A 20,000-nucleotide genomic window follows, 5' to 3' on the forward strand; every position below is an offset into this window, starting at 1 on the left:
TCCAGAGTCCCTGATTTCACACTGCCAAGAAAAGCCTCTAGCGAGGCGGGAGGTGCCTGTACCGCAAACCGACACAGGTAGGCGAGGAGAGAATCCTAAGGTGATCGAGAGAACTCTCGTTAAGGAACTCGGCAAAATGACCCCGTAACTTCGGGAGAAGGGGTGCTCTGGTAGGGTGAATAGCCCGAGAGAGCCGCAGTGAATAGGCCCAGGCGACTGTTTAGCAAAAACACAGGTCTCTGCAAAATCGTAAGATGACGTATAGGGGCTGACGCCTGCCCGGTGCTGGAAGGTTAAGAGGAGGGGTTAGCGCAAGCGAAGCTCTGAATTGAAGCCCCAGTAAACGGCGGCCGTAACTATAACGGTCCTAAGGTAGCGAAATTCCTTGTCGGGTAAGTTCCGACCCGCACGAAAGGCGTAACGATCTGGGCACTGTCTCAACGAGAGACTCGGTGAAATTATAATATGCGTGAAGATGCGCATTACCCGCGACAGGACGGAAAGACCCCGTGGAGCTTTACTGTAGCCTGATATTGAATTCCGGTGCAGCCTGTACAGGATAGGTAGGAGCCTAGGATTCCGGAGCGCTAGCTTCGGAGGAGGCATTGGTGGGATACTACCCTGGCTGTATTGGACTTCTAACCCTTGCCCGTGATCCGGGCAGGAGACAGTGTCAGGTGGGCAGTTTGACTGGGGCGGTCGCCTCCTAAAGAGTAACGGAGGCGCTCAAAGGTTCCCTCAGAATGGTTGGACATCATTCGTAGAGTGCAAAGGCATAAGGGAGCTTGACTGCGAGACCTACAAGTCGAGCAGGGTCGAAAGACGGACTTAGTGATCCGGTGGTTCCGCATGGAAGGGCCATCGCTCAACGGATAAAAGCTACCCCGGGGATAACAGGCTTATCTCCCCCAAGAGTCCACATCGACGGGGAGGTTTGGCACCTCGATGTCGGCTCGTCGCATCCTGGGGCTGTAGTCGGTCCCAAGGGTTGGGCTGTTCGCCCATTAAAGCGGCACGCGAGCTGGGTTCAGAACGTCGTGAGACAGTTCGGTCCCTATCCGTCGCGGGCGCAGGAAATTTGAGGAGAGCTGTCCTTAGTACGAGAGGACCGGGATGGACATACCGCTGGTGTACCAGTTGTCTTGCCAAAGGCATCGCTGGGTAGCTATGTATGGACGGGATAAATGCTGAAAGCATCTAAGCATGAAGCCCCCTTCAAGATGAGATTTCCCATTACGCAAGTAAGTAAGATCCCTCAAAGATGATGAGGTGGATAGGTCTGGGGTGTAAGTACGGCGACGTATGTAGCTGACAGATACTAATCGATCGAGGACTTAACCTATTTTAAAAAGTAGTTACTTGAACTACGCCAATGTCTTTTATTCAGTTTTGAGTGAACAAGCTTTACTCAAAGAGTCTAGTAACGATGGCGAAGAGGTCACACCCGTTCCCATACCGAACACGGAAGTTAAGCTCTTCAGCGCCGATGGTAGTTGGGGGTTTCCCCCTGTGAGAGTAGGACGTTGCTAGGCACGCGAAGCCATTCCCTTTGGGGAGTGGCTTTTTTGTGGTTTCAGGCAGGATAAGTCACCGTTAATGGATGGATGATTCCTTTATTTCTTGTGTACCATTCTATTTAATTATGATCAATCGTCCCCCGTAAGCGCTCTATCTACTGCGTTGACCGCTCTATTGGCGTTGCTGAGTGCTCTATTCCTCACTGTGACCGCTCTATCCAACACGCTCACCGCTCTATCTTCCCCCGCAACCGCTCATAGCCTTCAATACGTAGCTAATTTTCACCAATAAATATGTAGCCGATCAATCTTTCTCCATAAGCGCTCTATCCGCTGCGTTGACCGCTCTATTGGTGTCGTTGAGTGCTCTATGCGTCGCCGTGACCGCTCTATCCGGCGTGCTCACCGCTCTATCACCTCCCACAACCGCTCATAGCCCCCATTGCACCCATCACCCGTTTCCTATTTCCATATAATCTATCTTCCCCACAAACCCTCAATAAACCATATTAACCGCTCTAAAGCCCACGTTAATCACCTATCTGCAACCCGTCCACCCCTGAAACGAGTATCGATACTCTATTAGAAACGTCAATTCAAAACAGGATAGTGGGTTTCTGATGAATAATGGAGTAAAGTATATTAAAAGAAAAGAGGCGGTTTTGCATGACGACAGTTTATGATTTTACAGTGGAGACTACAGGCGGAGAACAGAAATCTCTAAAGGAATATGAAGGAAATCCAATGGTCATTGTCAATACTGCGAGCAAATGCGGTTTCACAAAACAATTTAAAGAACTACAACAACTATATGAAGAGTATAAAGATCAAGGACTGGTTATACTGGGTTTTCCATCGGATAACTTCAATAACCAAGAATTTGATGATATTGATGAGACAATGGAGTTTTGTCAAATAAATTATGGTGTGACCTTCCCAATGTTTGCAAAGGTAGATGTAAAAGGGGACGAAGCTGAACCTTTATTTACGTATCTTGCTGAGCAACAGAAGGGTGTGTTGACGGAAGGAATCAAATGGAACTTCACGAAGTTTTTAATTGATTCGAAGGGACAGGTTGTGGACCGTTTTGCACCTCAAACAAATCCATTAAAGATGCAAAAGTCACTTGATAAAATGTTCAGTGAGTAATAGGAATAGTGAATTTATAGATTTCTATCTTGACACGTTTCATTGTCGCTGATAACCTTTTAATAATCTGAATAGACAATAGTAATTTTAGGAGGCAGAAAGTTAATGTGGGAATCAAAGTTTTCTCGTGAAGGTCTGACGTTCGATGATGTATTATTGGTGCCGGCTGCATCTGATGTATTGCCAAAGGCTGTTTCGTTATCTGTGAACTTAACGGAAAGTATTAAGTTGAATATACCTATCATCAGTGCAGGTATGGATACAGTAACGGAATCTAAGATGGCCATATCTATGGCTCGTCAGGGTGGAATCGGTGTTATTCATAAAAACATGAGTATTGAGGAACAAGCTGAGGAAGTTGTTACAGTTAAACGTTCTGAGAATGGAGTTATTAAAAACCCGTTCTTCCTTACACCGGAACATCAAGTATTTGATGCAGAGCATTTAATGGGTAAATATCGTATCTCAGGTGTCCCAATCGTTAACAATATGGAAGAGAAGAAATTGGTTGGTATTTTGACGAACCGTGACCTGAGATTTATTCAGGACTATTCCATTATCATTGATGAAGTCATGACGAAAGAAAACTTGGTGACGGCTCCTGTAGGAACTAGACTTGAAGATGCTGAGAAGATGCTACAGCAATATAAAATTGAGAAGCTTCCGATCGTAGATGATAAAGGTATTCTCAACGGTTTAATTACAATTAAGGATATCGAGAAAGTTATTGAGTTCCCTAACGCAGCAAAAGATAAGGCTGGACGTTTGCTTGTAGGTGCGGCTGTTGGAGTCACGGCAGACACTTCTACGCGCATTGAGAAGCTTGTACAGGCAGAAGTCGACCTGATAGTCATTGATACGGCTCACGGTCATTCTAAGGGCGTTATTGACACAGTGAGAGAGATCCGCGGAAATTATCCGGACCTTGCGATCGTTGCAGGTAACGTAGCAACGGCAGAAGCGGCTGAAGCATTGTACGAAGCAGGTGCTGATGTAGTGAAGGTTGGTATTGGCCCTGGTTCTATTTGTACAACACGTGTAGTTGCGGGTGTTGGTGTACCACAAATTACGGCTATTTATGAGTGTGCAACTGTTGCGCGTAAATATGGTAAGACGATAATTGCAGACGGTGGAATTAAGTATTCTGGAGATATTGTCAAAGCATTGGCTGCTGGTGGACATGCAGTTATGCTTGGAAGCTTGCTCGCAGGTACTACAGAGAGCCCAGGAGAGTCAGAAATCTTCCAAGGACGTCGTTTTAAAGTATACCGTGGTATGGGTTCTGTTGCAGCGATGGAAAAAGGTTCAAAAGATCGCTACTTCCAAGAAGATGAAAAGAAATTGGTTCCGGAAGGCATTGAAGGTCGTATGCCATACAAAGGGCCTTTGTCCGACACAATTCATCAGCTTATAGGTGGTATTCGCGCAGGTATGGGATACTGCGGTTCGAAAGATCTTGAAGCACACCGTGAAAATGCACAGTTTATTCGTATGACAGGTGCTGGTTTACTAGAAAGTCATCCACACCAAGTACAGATTACAAAAGAAGCGCCAAACTATTCGGTGCGTTAATTTAACTATATTGAGGACAGCGGGGGAGATCTCTTGCTGTCCTTTTTTGTCGTTATGTCATGAATAATGGGGTATGAGGTAAAATAGGACGGCTTTTATAGGGGAATATGTGTTTTTTTGCTATAAGCGTACCTGATTTGCCGGGAATATGTTACACTGATTTTTGATATTGTGACTACGGGGGTAGGATGAGTGGAAAAAGTAACACAGAGATGGTTGGCGGCTTTTATGGTGCCAATGATGTTGTTGATGACGTTAGGTATACAGGGAACTGCAGTAGCAGAGGAAAATGAATCTTCATTGGACATCCGTGTAAACGGAGCTATTTTGATAGATGCAAATAGTGGCAAAGTATTATACGAAGAAAATTCGGATAAACCACTTGGTATTGCGAGTATGACGAAAATGATGACGGAATACTTGATGTTTGAAGCAATTGAAGATGGAACAATAACGTGGGATCAGGAATACAAGGTTACGGAGTATACGTATAAGGTTTCACAAGACCGTCGTTTAAGTAACGTACCACTTCGTCGTGATGGATCATATACGATTCGTGAACTATACGAAGCAGTAGCCATTTACTCAGCAAATGCAGCAACTATTGCAATTGCAGAGACGATTGCAGGATCTGAAGAAAAATTTGTCCATCTAATGAATGAAAAGGCTGAAGAACTTGGCTTGATTGATTATAAGTTTGTTAACTCTACAGGCCTTAACAATAGTGATTTGCAAGGGATGCATCCAAGTGAGTTTGGAGAGAAAGACGAGAATGTTATGCCAGCGCGTTCTGTTGCTAAATTAGCGTATCATTTATTAAAAGAATATCCTGAAGTCTTGGATACAACCAAAATTGCTAAGAAAACATTCCGTGAAGGAACAGATGATGCTATTGATATGGTCAACTGGAACTTCATGTTGCCAGGTCTGGTGTATGAATATGATGGCATTGATGGCTTGAAAACTGGAACTACAGAATTTGCAGGACATTGCTTTACTGGAACTGCAGTACGTGATGGTCGACGTGTTATTGCTATCGTAATGAATGCAGTCGATGAAAAAGGTGTGGGATCTTACGAAGCACGTTTTGATGCTACACGTAAGTTATTCGATTATGGCTTTAAAGAGTTTAGTGAAACGGAGCTACTTAAAGCAGGTCACCAGTTCAAGAAACAGAAAACGCTAGATGTTATAAAGGGTAAAGAGAAACAAGTAGCGATTGCGACAAATAAACCTATCAGTATGTTAATTCGCAATGATGAAGATCAAGACTATACAACTGAGCTTGTCTTGGATGAGAAACTTGTGAAGAATGGACAAATACAAGCACCAATTAAAAAAGGCACAGTGGTCGGTCATGTCAAGCTAGTGAAAAAAGATGGATCTGATTACGGATTTATTGATGGGAAAACAGTAGGCACGGAAGTTGTCACGACAGAAGAAGTAAAGAAAGCTGGTCGTTTCTCGTTAACGATGGGGGCAATCGGTCACTTCTTCTCTAGCGCGTGGAATAGTTCTACTGGTTTTGTAAAAGGTTTATTTAATTAATATAAATAGACAGTGCACCTACCTTGGTGTCACTGTCTTTTTTATATTCCATATATCTAATAGCTTTGAAATGGCTAGTATAATGTCTTCTTCAGATAGCCCACCGAAGCCGATGAGGAATGAAGGTGGAGCTTTGCTGGGCATTACTCTATACGTCTCCAGACCTCGTACCTTTATTCCCGCCTCGAGAGCTTGATGGATCAGCTCTTTTTCTGTTCTATCTGTTTGAATATGAAGCAAGACGTGCATACCCGCTTCATCGCCCGAGAATGAAATATTAGGCTCATACAATTTCAATAAATTCGTCAATTTATGCATTTTTCGCCGATAGATTTTACGCATACGGTTTAGGTGGCGCGAAAATTGTCCATCAGCCATAAAACGTGCCAAAATATGCTGATCCATACGTGGTACAGAAGAGGAGTAAGGGATAAAAGCCTGGCGATACGTTTCTAACAGCTGTGGTGGCAATACCATGTAGGCAATCCGCATGGACGGCATAAGTGATTTAGTGAACGTACTTAGATAAATGACATTTTCTCCTTTATCCATCCCTTGCAAAGAAGGGATTGGACGTCCACGGTAACGAAACTCACTGTCATAATCATCTTCAATGATAAAAAACTCTGAATCCGACGCAGCCCAGTTTAAAAGGGCAGTTCTGCGAGCGGCAGAGAGTACCGTGCCGGTCGGAAACTGATGGGAAGGGGTAACATATGCTACGGATGCATTAGAGCATTGTAGTGCCTTTACATCAAGACCTTCCTTGTCTACAGCGATAGGAATCGTCTGACGATAGTTCTCGGAAAAGACGTGTTTCGTCATCAAGTAACCCGGATCTTCAATTGCATAGCGTGCCTGTTTTCCCAGTATGCGGATGATCAAAGGTAAAAGCTGTTCTGTACCGGAACCAACGATAATTTGTTCAGGGGTACAGTCTACTCCTCGCGAGTGATATAAATATCGGGCAATTTCCTGACGTAACTCCATATCACCGTGTGGGTCTCCAAGTAATAATAGATGAGCTTGTGAAGTGTCCATAATATCACGTGCATATTTTCTCCACGCAATGAAAGGAAAGTGTTCGGTATCAATAGAACTCGGCGAAAGGTCGTATCGAATGGATTCTGTTAAAGGAACTGTAGTGATTTTCTCAGGTTTCACAGGCTGGACATAGGCGAGTTCCTCAATTGCTTGTACGAAATAGCCTTTTCGAGGTTCAGCCGCAATAAAACCTTCTGCTGTCAACTGATCATAAGCCATTTCGATGGTTGTTTGACTGACGCCAAGAAACTCTTCCAGTTGGCGTTTAGAAGGGAGCTTCATGCCAACCGGAAACTTACCGTCAATCATGTCTTGTTTAATTTGATTATATATTTGTTGATACAGGGGAGTATCAGAATTCTTTTGAAGCTCGATAAAAATCATATCCATAGTGATTCCTCTCATCTGACCATGTTGTTTAATATGTAACTGGCTATTTTAGTATGGTCAATTTAGAGTATACTGAAAATATTGAAAAGGGGGAAGGAAAATGAATTTTAATTATGGTGGCGTTATAATGGATGTAATCAATGCAGAGCAGGCAAAGGTGGCGGAAGCAGCCGGAGCTATTGCGGTTATGGCACTAGAGCGAGTACCTTCTGATATTCGAGCAGCAGGCGGTGTTGCACGTATGGCTGATCCACGAATTGTAGAAGAAGTGCAAAAGGCGGTATCCATTCCTGTGATGGCAAAAGCACGTATAGGGCATATTTCAGAAGCACGTGTACTGGAGGCATTGGGTGTCGATTTCATTGATGAAAGTGAAGTATTAACACCTGCAGATGACGAGTTTCACTTATTGAAAAGCGATTTCAGCGTACCATTTGTTTGTGGGGCACGAAACCTTGGAGAAGCAGCGCGACGTTTAGGTGAAGGGGCAAAAATGCTCCGCACAAAAGGGGAGCCGGGAACAGGCAATATCGTGGAAGCAGTGCGTCACTTGCGAATGATTAATGCTCAAGTAAGTAAAGTAGTACATATGAGCAAAGACGAATTAATGACGGAAGCCCGTAATCTTGGTGCTCCATATGAAATTCTGCTTGCTATTAAAGAGGCTGGTCGCTTGCCGGTAGTAAACTATTCCGCTGGAGGAGTAGCAACACCCGCTGATGCAGCTTTGATGATGGAGCTAGGAGCAGATGGTGTGTTTGTAGGTTCTGGTATCTTCAAATCTGAGAACCCTGAAGCATTTGCACGTGCTATCGTACAGGCGACGGCGAACTATCAGGATTATGAATTGATTGCCAAACTATCAAAAGATATTGGTACTCCAATGAAAGGCTTAGAAATTTCGAAGCTTGCCGAGAGTGAATTAATGGCTACTCGCAGTTCATAACAGATTATGAGACAAGGTAAGTAGATTGTAGTCAGTGGCTAAAGAACACTGGCGGGCTATGTCCAACCATGAGTCAGCTAGGAAGTACAGTAGTTGACTCATGAAATGGTCACCCACGCAGTAGAGTTTTTACTAACCAAGTAGAAGCATAATTACTGAGAGCACCTCAAAAAGGTAATATATTGTCATTAACGATATTTTCCATGCAATGACGTACCGTGTCCCTTGTCAATAGTCAGAAAATGTAGTATGGTATATCTAATTTCACATACATTACGATGATAGGAAGCAGTAGCAACTATGTTTTTTTTAGAGAGCCGGCGGGTGGTGAAAGCTGGTAAAAACCGTTGTGAATCCGTCCAGGAGTAGCAGAGCTGAATCAGTAGGTTTTGCCGGTCAGTTGAGCCGATATCTCAAACAAGTGGGCTGAGTCATCAGTCAATTTGGGTGGCAACGCGGGTAGTTCTCGTCCCTATTTTAGGGGATGGAGGGCTTTTTTTATTGTTTTTTTATCATTTGTGATGCAAATAAGAGGAGGCGGAACACGTGCTAGATAGTAAATTATTGCGTGCAAATTATGAGGAAGTAAAAGCAAAGCTCAGTAAACGTGGAGAAGATTTGACTGATTTTGAAAAGTTTGGTGGTCTCGATGAGAAGCGCCGCGAAATTTTATCTAAAGTAGAAGTGCTAAAAGCTGAGCGTAACGAAGTATCACAAAAGGTTGCACAAATGAAGCGTAATAAAGAAGATGCCGATGAAGTCATTGCAAAAATGAAAAAGGTCGGCGAGGAAATAAAAGCGTATGATCAAGAACTTTCTAAAGTAGAAGAAGAATTGAATTATGTGCTTATGCGTATCCCAAATATTCCACATGATAGTGTACCGGTAGGAGACAGTGAAGATGACAACGTAGAAATCCGTACATGGGGTGAGTTACCAGCGTTCGATTTTGAACCGAAGCCACATTGGGAGATTGGGACAGATCTTCAGTTGCTAGATTTTGAACGTGCAGCAAAAGTAACAGGAAGCCGATTCGTATTTTATCGCGGACTGGGTGCACGACTTGAACGGGCATTGATCAACTTCATGCTGGATCTCCATCAAGAGGAACATGGCTATGAAGAAATGTTGCCACCGTATTTAGTAAACCGTACAAGTTTAACTGGTACTGGGCAACTACCGAAGTTTGAAGAAGATGCGTTCCTAATCGAAGAAGAGGACTACTTCTTAATTCCGACGTCTGAAGTTCCGGTAACTAATTTCTATCGCGATGAAATTTTAGATGGTGCAAAGTTGCCAATTGCTTTCACAGCATATAGCACGAACTTCCGCTCTGAAGCAGGATCTGCAGGTCGTGATACACGAGGATTAATTCGTCAGCATCAGTTTAATAAAGTAGAGTTAGTTCGTTTTGTGAAACCTGAAGATTCTTATGACGAGTTGGAGAAATTGACCGGACATGCAGAGAAAGTATTGCAGTTGTTGAAACTGCCTTACCGTGCTCTTAAGATGTGTACAGCCGATCTAGGTTTCACAGCCGCTAAGAAGTATGATTTAGAAGTATGGATTCCAACGCAGAATGTTTATCGTGAGATTTCTTCATGTTCAAACTTTGAAGATTTCCAAGCACGTCGAGCACATATCCGTTTCCGTCGTGAACCAGGGGCGAAGCCTGAGTATGTGCACACATTGAACGGTAGTGGATTGGCTGTTGGTCGTACTGTAGCCGCTATTTTGGAGAATTATCAGCAAGCAGATGGTTCTGTTGTAATTCCTGAAGTACTACGTCCATATATGGGTGGCAAAGAAAAAATCGAAGCTCCTAAGTAAGTGAAAAAGCTATTTTGAACTGCGTTCCATAAATATGCTACTTCAAACAGTTTGTAATGAAAGAAGCCCGTGCTTACGAGTCTAACTCGAGGCGTTGGGCTTCTTTTTTTGCTGCTTTTCTTTTTCACGCAGTGATCGAAAGAACGTGGTGAGGAGTTGACCGCACTCTTCTCCAAGGACACCTTCGGCTACGATACATTCGTGGTTGAATCTAGGATCGTTGAGCAGATGATAAAAAGTGTGGACGCAACCACCTTTTGGGTCACGTGCGCCGTATACTACTCTTGGTATTCTGGATTGAAGTATGGCTCCTGCACACATGGGGCAGGGCTCGAGTGTAACGTATAGAGTGGTGTCTTCTAAGCGCCAGCTTCCTATACTTTCACAAGCTATTTGGATGGCTGAGAGTTCAGCGTGTGTAACAGCATTTTGTGTAGTTTCTCGTAAATTATGGGCTGCCGCGATTACTACTTCGTTATGTACAATGACTGCTCCAATGGGTACTTCGGCAAGAGCCGCAGCCTTTTCCGCTTCTTGTATTGCCAATCTCATGTAGTATTCATCATCTTTCATCGAGTCATCACTCCTTATCAACAGTCTATCACGCTAAATATCAAAATCAATTAGTGAAATGTTCCACGTGAAACAAGCGAGTAAAAGTTATTAAACAGCTCAATATAAGCTGCATTCTATACAGTAGTCTGTGGTAAAATGAGGTGGCAACGAATTGAAAGGGTGAGTGTTACATGTTTGTTCCGTTTATTGCGGTAGAAGGTCCGATTGGTGTAGGTAAGACTACGCTGACTGCAGCGATCGCTGACGCCTTTTCATATAATCAATTGAGAGAGATCAGTGGAGAGAATCCTTTTCTTAATAAGTTTTATCAAGATAAAGAAAAGTGGAGTTTCCAAACAGAGATGTTTTTCTTGTGTAATCGATATGAGCAATTAAAACAAATCAATAAAGAATACATATCGCAGGGGTTACCTGTGGTAGCAGATTATCATGTATTTAAAAATATGCTTTTTGCCCAGCGAACATTAGAGCCAAACGACTTTGTAAAGTATAAAGAAATCTATCACATTTTGACGAAAGATCTACCGATGCCGAATATTGTTGTTTCATTATCTGCATCCATTCCTACACTACTCAGCCGAATCGATGAGCGTGGTCGATCATATGAAGAAGATATGGATCCTGATTACTTACTTCAACTTTCCAATGATTATCGTACGTATTTGCCGGAATTTGAAGTGACATATCCTGATACGCAAGTTATCCATATAAATGGGGATGAAGTGGATTATGTCCGTAATAAAGAAGACTTGGATGCAATAATAAGTAAAGTACGTGAAGTGGTCCAGAAAGGTTTGAAGCTAAATGAAGTCACATAATATACCGGAGAATAGTGTGTTTGCAGTAGCAGGAATGGTTGGAGTAGGGAAGTCGACTATGGCACACGCTATAGCCAAACGACTAGGTTTTCAAGAGTCGTTGGAAAATGTAGCGCAAAATCCATACTTAGAAAGATTCTATAATGATTTTGAACGTTGGAGTTTTCATCTGCAAATTTTCTTTTTGGCGGAACGTTTTAAAGAGCAAAAGCATATTTTCGAAAGTGGCGGTGGTTTTGTACAAGATCGTTCCATTTATGAAGATGTGGGGATTTTTGCTAAGATGCATGCAGATGAAGGGACCATGGAACCGATTGATTATGAGACGTATATGAATTTGTACGAAGCGATGGTGATGACACCATACTTCCCACATCCAAATGCACTGATCTACTTGGAAGGACCATTACCCGTCATTCTAGATCGAATTGAAGAGCGGGGCAGGGATATGGAGCTGCAAACACCAAAAAGTTATTGGGAAGAGATGTATCGTCGCTATGAACAATGGATTGATTCATTTACTGCATGTCCAGTCATTCGATTAAATATTGAGGAATATGATTTGTTAGGAAATGAAGAGGATATTGAGTTAATTATTGAGAAGATTAGTAAAGAAATGAAAAAGACGACACCCCTTGTGTAAGGAGTGTCGTTTATTTATTAATGAACGGGGACTTCTGTGAAAAATTCCTTGTATAGTTCACGAAGGACAAGATTTTCATCCTTTTCTTGAATACCGAATACTAAACTTACCTCTGAAGAACCTTGATTGATCATTTCTATATTTGCACCTGTTCGTGCAATAGCAGACGCCGCACGTGCTGCCAATCCTCTTGCGTGGCGCATGCCTTCCCCTACGAGTACTACCATGGAATAATCACGCTGGAAATGTACATCGTCGGGACAGAGTTCTAGTTCGATACGCTTAACGATGCGTGCTTCTTTTTCAGGAGTTAAATGTTCATCACGAATAATGACAGACAGATTGTCTATTCCTGAAGGTGTATGTTCATACGGAATTTCTTCTTCTTCTAAAATTTGTAGTAAGTGACGTCCGAAACCGATTTCTAGATTCATCAAGTATTTAGCGACAAAGAGTGTGGAAAATCCTTTATCGGCAGCAATTCCAACTACCGATTGAAGATTATGATCACGGTCTCGCACAATCATCGTTCCGGGTGCACTTGGATTATTTGTGTTCTTAATACAAACAGGAATCTTGTAGCGGAATGCAGGTACTAATGCTTCTTCGTGAAATACAGAAAATCCGGCATATGCTAACTCGCGCATTTCTCGGTACGTCATCGCATCGATCGCACGTGGGTTTTCTATAACTGTTGGATTTGCTGAAAAAACGGAGTCTACATCAGTGAAGTTTTCATATAGCTCTGCATTCGTTGCGGCCGCCAGTAGTGCGCCTGTGATATCGGAACCACCACGGTTGAACGTACGCAATGTTCCGTCTTCCGTATAGCCAAAGAAGCCTGGGAATACAATGATTCCTTCTTTATCGCGTAATTTACAAAGTTTTTCATTGCCTTCCGGAAGCGCGCGTACACGTTCGGGACGGTGATTAACTAGTAATCCACCTTCACGAGGGTTTACATACTCTGCTTCTACACCGATATGACGGAAATAAGCTGCAATCATTTTAGCATTATTGTCTTCACCAGCGGCTTTCAAGCTATCCACGTATAGAACTTCATCCGATTGATCTTTATTAAGACGTCGAATGACATCTTGTTCAATGACTTGTGCAATTTCTTCATCTAAGCCAAGTCCATTCGCAATTTCCTTATAACGGTCCACAACCTTTTGTAGCGCGTCTGTTGTGTCTTCACCTGCAAGTGATGTTTCTGCTAAATCAATGAGCAAGTCTGTTACTTTAATGTCAGAGGAAAAACGTTTACCTGGTGCTGAGACTACGACAATCTTTCTTGATGGGTCGGATACGACAATGTCGACCACTTTACGAATTTGTTCTGCGGATGCGACGGATGTTCCGCCAAATTTACAAACTTTCATTATGTACCAGATCCTATCTACTTTGAGTTTATCTATCTATTTTTAGAAGATTCGTGAAAACAGGTTGTTATTAAAGGCAGAATTCTCTATAATTGTCCTTATACGAAGAACGATTGTTTTTTCATAGTGTACATATAGTTAGGAGAATCGTCAAATGAAAAATGAGAAAAATGAAATTAATATTGGCTTACTAGGTTATGGAGTAGTCGGAAGTGGTGTTGCAACAATTTTGCATAATCATCAAGATGACCTCCGACATAAACTTGGTGTTCCTGTATCCATCAAGAAAGTCCTTGTCAAAAACTTGGATAAGAAACGAAATGGCGTGATACCTAAAGAAATGTTCACTACATCACTTGATGAAGTGTTGAATGATCCTGAAATTGACTTGATTATTGAAGTGACAGGAGGTTCTTCTGAAGCAATTCGACGTTCACTTGAAGCTGGTAAGGGTGTTGTCACTGCAAACAAGGACGTCATGGCTGAATCTGGACCGGAATTATTGAAATTGGCAGATGAAAATAAATGCGACCTATTATATGAAGCGAGTGTAGGTGGCGGTATTCCATTAATTCGTACATTAGAAGATGGATTAGCGTCAGACCGCATCACCGCATTGACAGGAATCGTTAACGGTACGACTAACTTCATTCTAACAAAAATGAAGGATGAAAATAAGACCTATGAAGATGCATTAGCAGAAGCAACGGAACTAGGCTTCGCAGAGGCAGATCCTTCAGCTGACGTAGATGGTATTGATGCAGCACGTAAGATGGTAATTCTCGCGTCTTTATCCTTCTCCACAGAAGTGCATCTCGATGATGTATTTGTCCGTGGTATGAAGGAAATTGCAGACGGTGATCTTCAACTTGCGGAGCAGTTCGGTTATACAATCAAAATGACAGGATCAGCAAAGAAAGATGAAGAGGGAATTGAAGTGGCAGTTGAGCCGGTATTCGTTCATAACTCTCATCCGCTTGCTACAGTCAATAATGAATTCAACGCAGTGTATGTGTACAGTGATTCAGTAGGCGAGACAATGTTCTACGGACCTGGAGCCGGTTCATTACCTACAGCAACTTCCGTAACAGGTGACGTAGTGGCAGCTTGTCGCAATATTTTGCTAGGCGTGAATGGTAAGAGAATGCATGCGCCGCAATTTGAGCGCAAAGTAAAAACGGATGACCAGAAGTATGCCCGCTATTTCCACCGTATTACCGTACGTGATGAAGTAGGCGTGTTGACGGAATTGACATCTATTTATAGCCACCACAAAGCAAGTTTAGCAACAGTTGTCCAAGATTCCGATTTGCATAATGAAGGCGCGGATTTGATATTTATTACACATAAAATTTCACGCCAACAACATTTAGATATTTTAGCTGACTTAAAAGATACACCTGCGGTTATTGATATTTCTAGTCATTACCGGGTGGAAGGAGAATAAGGGATTATGAGAAGATGGAATGGTTTAATCGAAGAATATAAAGAATGGTTACCAGTGACAGAAAACACGCCTGCCTTAACATTGCAGGAAGGGAATACACCATTGATCCACCTTGAGAACTTATCAAAACAATGGGGAATTAATCTTTATGTGAAAACAGAAGGAACAAATCCAACTGGTTCATTTAAAGACCGAGGAATGGTAATGGCGGTTGCTAAAGCTAAAGAAGAGGGAAAAACGGCTTTAATTTGTGCTTCAACAGGTAACACGTCTGCTGCAGCTGCAGCTTACGGTGCACGTGCAGGTATGCGCACAATCGTTGTTATTCCGGAAGGTCGTATCGCACTTGGTAAACTGGCACAAGCAAAAATGTATGGAGCAGAGATTGTTGCGATCGAAGGAAACTTTGATGAAGCACTTCGCATGGTTCGTGAGTTAGGCGAAGGGAAGATTGCTTTAGTTAACTCTGTGAATCCTTACCGCTTGGAAGGACAGAAGACGGTAGCCTTCGAAACAATTGAACAGCTTGGCAAAGTTCCGGATATCTTCGCTTTACCGGTTGGCAATGCGGGTAATATCTCTGCAGCATGGAAAGGTTTTAAAGAGTACGCAGAGAAAAAGGGCACGGGCACTCCGAAACTGCTTGGTGTTCAAGCTGACGGGGCTGCACCTATCGTATATGATCGTGTATTTGAAGAGCCTGAGACTGTTGCAACGGCTATCCGCATAGGGAACCCTGCAAGCTGGCACTTAGCGACACAAGCACTTGAAGAGTCTGGTGGGGATATTTTGTCTGCTACGGATGAAGAGATTCTCGAAGCATATCAATTACTTGCTGCAACAGATGGAATCTTCGCTGAACCAGCATCATGTGCGACAATTGCAGGAATCAAAAAACGTCTTGACGCTGGATTGATTGAAAAGGGAACGACGATTGTCGGAATCTTGACGGGCAATGGACTGAAAGATCCTGAAACAGCAATTAACGTTAATTCACATAAACCTATGATGACAAACGAGCAGTTCAACAACTTCTTGACAGAATTGAAAGAGGGGAACGACTAATGACAGAAGCCGGTTTTTCAGTGACCGTGCCAGCCACAACGGCTAATCTCGGACCCGGCTTCGATCATTTAGGTCTTGCCCTTTCACTTAACATGACGATAGAAGTTGCATCAGCTGAGGCGTGGCATGTGTTGTATCAAGATAAAGAATATGCTGCATTGCCAATGGACGAAACAAATTTGATTGTGCAGACTATACAACATGTTGCATCTACGTATGATCAAATCATTACACCGCAAAAGTTAGTAGTTCGTTCAGACATTCCTCTAGGAAAAGGTCTGGGCAGTAGTGCTACGGCAATTGCTGCGGGCATTGAAATTGCAAGTGAACTAGCAGGTCTGCACTTGTCTCCAAAAGATAAATTGCGAATTGGCAGTGAGCTAGAAGGACATGCAGACAATGTCACTGCTGCATTGCTTGGTGGCATGACGGTCTCTTACTTTACTGAAGACGAGATGGAAGTATTGTCTTTCCCAGCACCTCCTATTGGTGTGGTCATCCTTGTCCCGCCTGTTGCTTTGAAAACAGAAGCCTCACGAGGGTTACTGCCTGAACACTTAACACATAAAGTAGCAGTACGCGGGAGTGCTGCTGGCAGTGTGATGACGGCTGCCATTGCACAATCCGATTGGGTGACTGCAGGACGTATGATGGAACGTGATCTATACCATGAACCGTATAGAAAAGTTGGTTTCCCTAACTTTGATGAGATCCGCATGGCTTGTAAAGAAGCAGGGGCATACGGTATGACGATAAGTGGGGCAGGACCGTCACTTTTCGTAGCCGTACCACCGGAAACCGAGCAACAAGTGGCGGCTTCATTAGAACAGCGCTTTCCACATTATCAAGCACTAGCGCTTCAACCAGCACAGAATGGTGCATTCATTACAAAATAAAAACATCGTCAGGACTGAATTAGTCCTGACGATGTTTTTTTGTACTATATTTCATTATTTGCACTTCTATTTTTAAGCAATAAAAAAACGTTACATCGAGTAACGTGTAGAGTCAAAATATGGCGGAGGAAGAGGGATTCGAACCCCCGCGGGCTTTAACACCCCTGTCGGTTTTCAAGACCGATCCCTTCAGCCGGGCTTGGGTATTCCTCCGTATTAGACAAATAATATCTTACCACGGTATTTTGAACACGTCAACTACTTTTTGAATTTTTCTTTGCGACGATAAATAAAGCGCCAGAAATAGAAACTCATCAAAGCAATAGTTTGTATAAGAGCAGCATACATAAAGTTGAAGTCTGAACTTGAGAAAATGATGACCAACAGCCCAAGCAAGACGGCAGGTATGACAGTGGCCGCGTAGACGCGCACTTCGGGATTGCGGAAACTAAGCTCATAACGTTTAGTTTGATCCATGCTCTTCACCTCTCTTGTTTCAATTAGTATACCATTTTGTAGCGATGGGTGACCAGACTCTTCTGCTTGCATACTGATGAGGTAATAATTTTTCGTGTACTAGATAAAAGGTTTACCATTGCAATCATTATTAACTATGGGTATAATAAGAAATGCCGTGCTAGGTGGGGAATTAGCGGTGCCCTATAACTTGCAATCCGCTCTAGCAAGACTGAATTCCTTTTCTGAGGCTGTCCGCATGTAGGGTCTGCCTTTTGCACGTAGTGTTGACGCTTGGGTCCTGCGCAATGGGAACCCATGAACCATGTCAGGTCCGGAAGGAAGCAGCATTAAGTGGACTCTCTCATGTGCCGCGGGGTAGCCTAGGCCGAGCCAACGACAAGAGTAACGCTTATGTGCGGCAGTCGAAGAAAGGTGCACGGCTTTAATTCAATAATTCACTCGTCCATTTTACTATGGGCGAGTTTTTTATGTCCCGTAAATAGTGTATACTTCTGAATAGCACGTAGAACTGAAAGGGAGCGATTTACAATGTCTGAGAAGAAAATGAACGTTGAAAGTTTTAATTTGGATCATACGAAAGTGAAAGCACCTTATATTCGTTTAGCGGGAACTTCAGAAGGAAAGAATGGCGACAAAATTTTGAAATATGATATCCGTTTCTGCCAGCCAAATGTGGACCATATGGATATGCCTGCACTTCATTCGTTAGAGCATATGATGGCAGAATTTAGTCGTGACCATTCAGATCAAATTGTTGATATTAGTCCCATGGGTTGTCAGACAGGCTATTACTTGGCTGTAATCAATCATGACGACTATGATGATATTCTATCTATAGTAGAGAACACATTAAAAGACGTACTGGCAGCAACAGAAGTGCCAGCATGTAATGAAGTACAGTGCGGCTGGGCTGCGAGCCATAGTCTAGAAGGTGCGAAAGAAATCGCGCGCACAATGCTCGATAAGAAAGATGAGTGGACTAAAGTATTTGCGTAAGATAGCTGAGCGATTAGCGGTGAAAAAACGTGTTTCATGATATAATAAAAGTATTATGCATTTGGAGAAAAAGGGGGAAACGCAGTTGATTTATCAAGCACTATACCGCGCTTACAGACCACAGACATTTGGTGAAATGTCAGGTCAGCAAGCGATTAAGCAAACTCTGCAAAATACCCTTCTCCACCAGAAGACGACGCATGCTTATCTATTCTCGGGACCTAGAGGGACAGGGAAGACGAGTGCGGCGAAGATTTTTGCTAAAGCCTTAAACTGTGAAAACGGACCGGCAGCAGAACCTTGTAACGTATGTGAGACGTGCAAGAGCATTACCGAAGGGTCCAATACAGACGTGACGGAATTTGATGCGGCTTCTAACTCGCGCGTCGAAGAGGTCCGTGACATTATCGAGCGTGTGCATGTAGCACCGTCAAATGCGCGATTTAAAGTCTATATCATTGATGAAGTGCATATGCTTTCCAATTCAGCTTTTAACGCTTTGCTGAAGACATTGGAAGAACCCCCTGCTCATGTCGTATTTATTCTAGCGACTACAGAACCTCACAAGTTACCACTCACCATTATTTCTAGATGTCAGCGATTTGATTTCAAACCGATTACGTCACCTGAAATCATTGAGCGAATGGAAAAGGTTATTGGTGATATTGGAGTTACTGCCGATACTGGAGCATTACGTGCCATTGCACAAGCTGCGACAGGCGGAATGCGAGATGCGCTCAGTATGCTCGATCAAGCCGTATCGTTTAGCGGAGATGAGTTGACGACAAGTGACGCGTTGCTGGTGACTGGAGCAATCGGTGAAGAAATCTTTTATCAGCTAGCGCAGGCGATTCAAGCGAAAGACGCCGGATCCGCATTGTCCTTGCTGCATGAGTTAATCGCAGAGGGGAAAGATGTAGGCCGACTTGCAGAAGACATGATAACATTTTTCCGAGATATGTTATTACTTGGCACTGCGCCTGAATTGACAGATCTTCTGGAATTGATTTCAGACGGTGGTAAATTTAAAGAGCTAGCTCAAGAGTTCCATTCGGATGAATTATACCGATATATCGATATCCTTTCGAAAACACAACAGGAAATGCGTTTTTCCAATCATGGTAAGGTGTACATTGAATCTGCTTTATTAAAAATGATTCATTCCGGAGAGCAACGACAAGTATCTACTTCTGTAGCCGACCCTGAAATGGCACAAAAGCTTGCAGTGCTGGAACAAACCGTTAGACAACTCCAGCAACAATTAGCAGCAGGGGCTGTGCAGCAAGCCGCTGAGCCACAAGCACCGGCAAAAAGAGCAGCTTCAACTGCTTCCAGATCTGCTAAAGTACCAACGGGTAGGATTGTAGAAGTATTAAAAGCAGCAACGAAGTCTGACATTCAAGTGATTCGCGAGCAATGGGCAGGTATGATGCAAAGTATGCAACGTTCACATGCTGCTTTATTGGAAGAGACGGAGCCTGTAGCAGCATCCGAGACGGCATTTGTGCTAAAATTCAAATATGAAATTCATTGCCTGATGGCTTCTGAAAATGCTACATTACAAGCAGGCTTATCGGATGCGTTACTTCGATTGACAGGTAAAGGTTATGAAGTAGTCTACGTAGCAGAAGAAAGCTGGTTAGAAGTCCGTGCTGATTTCATTCGGAAAAGTGGATTGGCTAGTCAGAAAAATAAAGAAAA

16 protein-coding genes, 1 tRNA gene, 2 rRNA genes, 1 other RNA gene and 1 other annotated feature (2 of these 21 running past the window's edge) are annotated in these 20,000 nt (G+C 43.1%); of the genes, 15 read left to right on the forward strand and 5 right to left on the reverse strand.

All coding sequences use genetic code 11. The features are described from left to right. From SporoP32a_RS09670 to SporoP32a_RS09690, 5 genes are all read left to right on the forward strand, one after another. Positions 1-1,342, forward strand: a 23S ribosomal RNA gene (locus SporoP32a_RS09670) (it extends 1,587 nt beyond the left edge of the window). A 74-nt stretch (positions 1,343-1,416) separates the two neighbouring features. After that, positions 1,417-1,532 (forward strand): 5S ribosomal RNA (rrf, locus tag SporoP32a_RS09675). A 651-nt stretch (positions 1,533-2,183) separates the two neighbouring features. Beyond that, complete coding sequence (locus SporoP32a_RS09680; protein ID WP_085427707.1) at positions 2,184-2,666, forward strand: glutathione peroxidase; 483 nt, start codon at positions 2,184-2,186, stop codon at positions 2,664-2,666. A gap of 105 nt (positions 2,667-2,771) precedes the next feature. Beyond that, the gene (gene guaB, locus SporoP32a_RS09685) at positions 2,772-4,238 is read left to right on the forward strand and encodes an IMP dehydrogenase (protein ID WP_085427708.1); all 1,467 of its coding nucleotides are present in this window, start codon (positions 2,772-2,774) and stop codon (positions 4,236-4,238) included. A gap of 192 nt (positions 4,239-4,430) precedes the next feature. After that, positions 4,431-5,786, forward strand: a complete 1,356-nt coding sequence (locus tag SporoP32a_RS09690) for a D-alanyl-D-alanine carboxypeptidase family protein (protein ID WP_085427709.1) — start codon at positions 4,431-4,433, stop codon at positions 5,784-5,786. A gap of 18 nt (positions 5,787-5,804) precedes the next feature. Here SporoP32a_RS09690 and SporoP32a_RS09695 read toward each other — a convergent pair whose 3' ends face one another. Continuing rightward, entirely contained in the window at positions 5,805-7,220 is a 1,416-nt protein-coding gene (locus tag SporoP32a_RS09695; protein WP_085427710.1) for a MocR-like pyridoxine biosynthesis transcription factor PdxR, read from the reverse strand. A 100-nt stretch (positions 7,221-7,320) separates the two neighbouring features. On the opposite strand from SporoP32a_RS09695, the gene pdxS reads away from it, so the two are divergent. Both pdxS and serS read left to right on the forward strand, forming a co-directional pair. Beyond that, positions 7,321-8,166 (forward strand): pyridoxal 5'-phosphate synthase lyase subunit PdxS, encoded by an 846-nt coding sequence (gene pdxS, locus SporoP32a_RS09700; RefSeq protein ID WP_085427711.1) that lies wholly within the window; start codon positions 7,321-7,323, stop codon positions 8,164-8,166. 269 nt (positions 8,167-8,435) lie between these two features. Further along, positions 8,436-8,643, forward strand: a binding site (T-box leader). Positions 8,644-8,712: 69 nt separating this feature from the next. Then, positions 8,713-9,996 (forward strand): serine--tRNA ligase, encoded by a 1,284-nt coding sequence (serS, locus tag SporoP32a_RS09705; RefSeq protein WP_085427712.1) that lies wholly within the window; start codon positions 8,713-8,715, stop codon positions 9,994-9,996. A gap of 81 nt (positions 9,997-10,077) precedes the next feature. On the opposite strand, the gene tadA is transcribed toward serS, so the two are convergent. Next, positions 10,078-10,569, reverse strand: coding sequence for a tRNA adenosine(34) deaminase TadA (gene tadA / locus SporoP32a_RS09710; protein WP_085427713.1), 492 nt, complete (start codon positions 10,567-10,569; stop codon positions 10,078-10,080). Positions 10,570-10,742: 173 nt separating this feature from the next. Between tadA and SporoP32a_RS09715 the strand changes: the two genes are divergently transcribed. Together SporoP32a_RS09715 and SporoP32a_RS09720 are read left to right on the forward strand one after the other, a co-directional pair. Then, on the forward strand, positions 10,743-11,390 hold the full coding sequence (locus SporoP32a_RS09715; protein ID WP_085427714.1) for a deoxynucleoside kinase: 648 nt from the start codon (positions 10,743-10,745) through the stop codon (positions 11,388-11,390). Continuing rightward, the gene (locus SporoP32a_RS09720) at positions 11,377-12,033 is read left to right on the forward strand and encodes a deoxynucleoside kinase (protein ID WP_085427715.1); all 657 of its coding nucleotides are present in this window, start codon (positions 11,377-11,379) and stop codon (positions 12,031-12,033) included. Before SporoP32a_RS09715 ends, SporoP32a_RS09720 begins: the two co-directional genes overlap by 14 nt. Positions 12,034-12,050: 17 nt before the next feature. Here the strand turns inward: SporoP32a_RS09720 and SporoP32a_RS09725 are convergent, their stop codons facing one another. Continuing rightward, positions 12,051-13,415, reverse strand: a complete 1,365-nt coding sequence (locus SporoP32a_RS09725; RefSeq protein WP_085427716.1) for an aspartate kinase — start codon at positions 13,413-13,415, stop codon at positions 12,051-12,053. A gap of 154 nt (positions 13,416-13,569) precedes the next feature. Here SporoP32a_RS09725 and SporoP32a_RS09730 point away from each other — a divergent pair, with 154 nt between their 5' ends. From SporoP32a_RS09730 to thrB, 3 genes are read left to right on the forward strand one after another with little or no spacing between them, the layout of a single operon-like run. Then, complete coding sequence (locus SporoP32a_RS09730; protein ID WP_085427717.1) at positions 13,570-14,862, forward strand: homoserine dehydrogenase; 1,293 nt, start codon at positions 13,570-13,572, stop codon at positions 14,860-14,862. Positions 14,863-14,868: 6 nt separating this feature from the next. Further along, the gene (gene thrC / locus SporoP32a_RS09735) at positions 14,869-15,927 is read left to right on the forward strand and encodes a threonine synthase (protein WP_085427718.1); all 1,059 of its coding nucleotides are present in this window, start codon (positions 14,869-14,871) and stop codon (positions 15,925-15,927) included. After that, on the forward strand, positions 15,927-16,823 hold the full coding sequence (thrB, locus tag SporoP32a_RS09740) for a homoserine kinase (protein WP_085427719.1): 897 nt from the start codon (positions 15,927-15,929) through the stop codon (positions 16,821-16,823). The genes thrC and thrB overlap by 1 nt, the downstream gene beginning before the upstream one ends. Positions 16,824-16,943: 120 nt before the next feature. Here the strand turns inward: thrB and SporoP32a_RS09745 are convergent. Then, positions 16,944-17,036: transfer RNA gene (locus SporoP32a_RS09745), tRNA-Ser, on the reverse strand. A gap of 45 nt (positions 17,037-17,081) precedes the next feature. Next, complete coding sequence (locus SporoP32a_RS09750; protein ID WP_085427720.1) at positions 17,082-17,300, reverse strand: hypothetical protein; 219 nt, start codon at positions 17,298-17,300, stop codon at positions 17,082-17,084. A gap of 155 nt (positions 17,301-17,455) precedes the next feature. On the opposite strand from SporoP32a_RS09750, the gene ffs reads away from it, so the two are divergent. The 3 genes from ffs to dnaX all read left to right on the forward strand — a co-directional run. Continuing rightward, an RNA gene (gene ffs, locus SporoP32a_RS09755) (signal recognition particle sRNA large type) lies at positions 17,456-17,722 on the forward strand. Positions 17,723-17,831: 109 nt separating this feature from the next. Continuing rightward, the gene (locus tag SporoP32a_RS09760; RefSeq protein ID WP_085427721.1) at positions 17,832-18,299 is read left to right on the forward strand and encodes an S-ribosylhomocysteine lyase; all 468 of its coding nucleotides are present in this window, start codon (positions 17,832-17,834) and stop codon (positions 18,297-18,299) included. A gap of 85 nt (positions 18,300-18,384) precedes the next feature. Continuing rightward, a protein-coding gene (gene dnaX, locus SporoP32a_RS09765; protein ID WP_085427722.1) for a DNA polymerase III subunit gamma/tau crosses the window boundary here: on the forward strand, positions 18,385-20,000 show its 5' portion. The gene runs 130 nt beyond the window's last position; the window shows 1,616 of its 1,746 coding nt (coding positions 1-1,616); the start codon lies at positions 18,385-18,387; its stop codon lies beyond the right edge, outside the window.

The sequence above is a fragment of the Sporosarcina ureae genome (assembly GCF_002109325.1).
In the GTDB taxonomy this organism is placed as follows: domain Bacteria; phylum Bacillota; class Bacilli; order Bacillales_A; family Planococcaceae; genus Sporosarcina; species Sporosarcina ureae_C.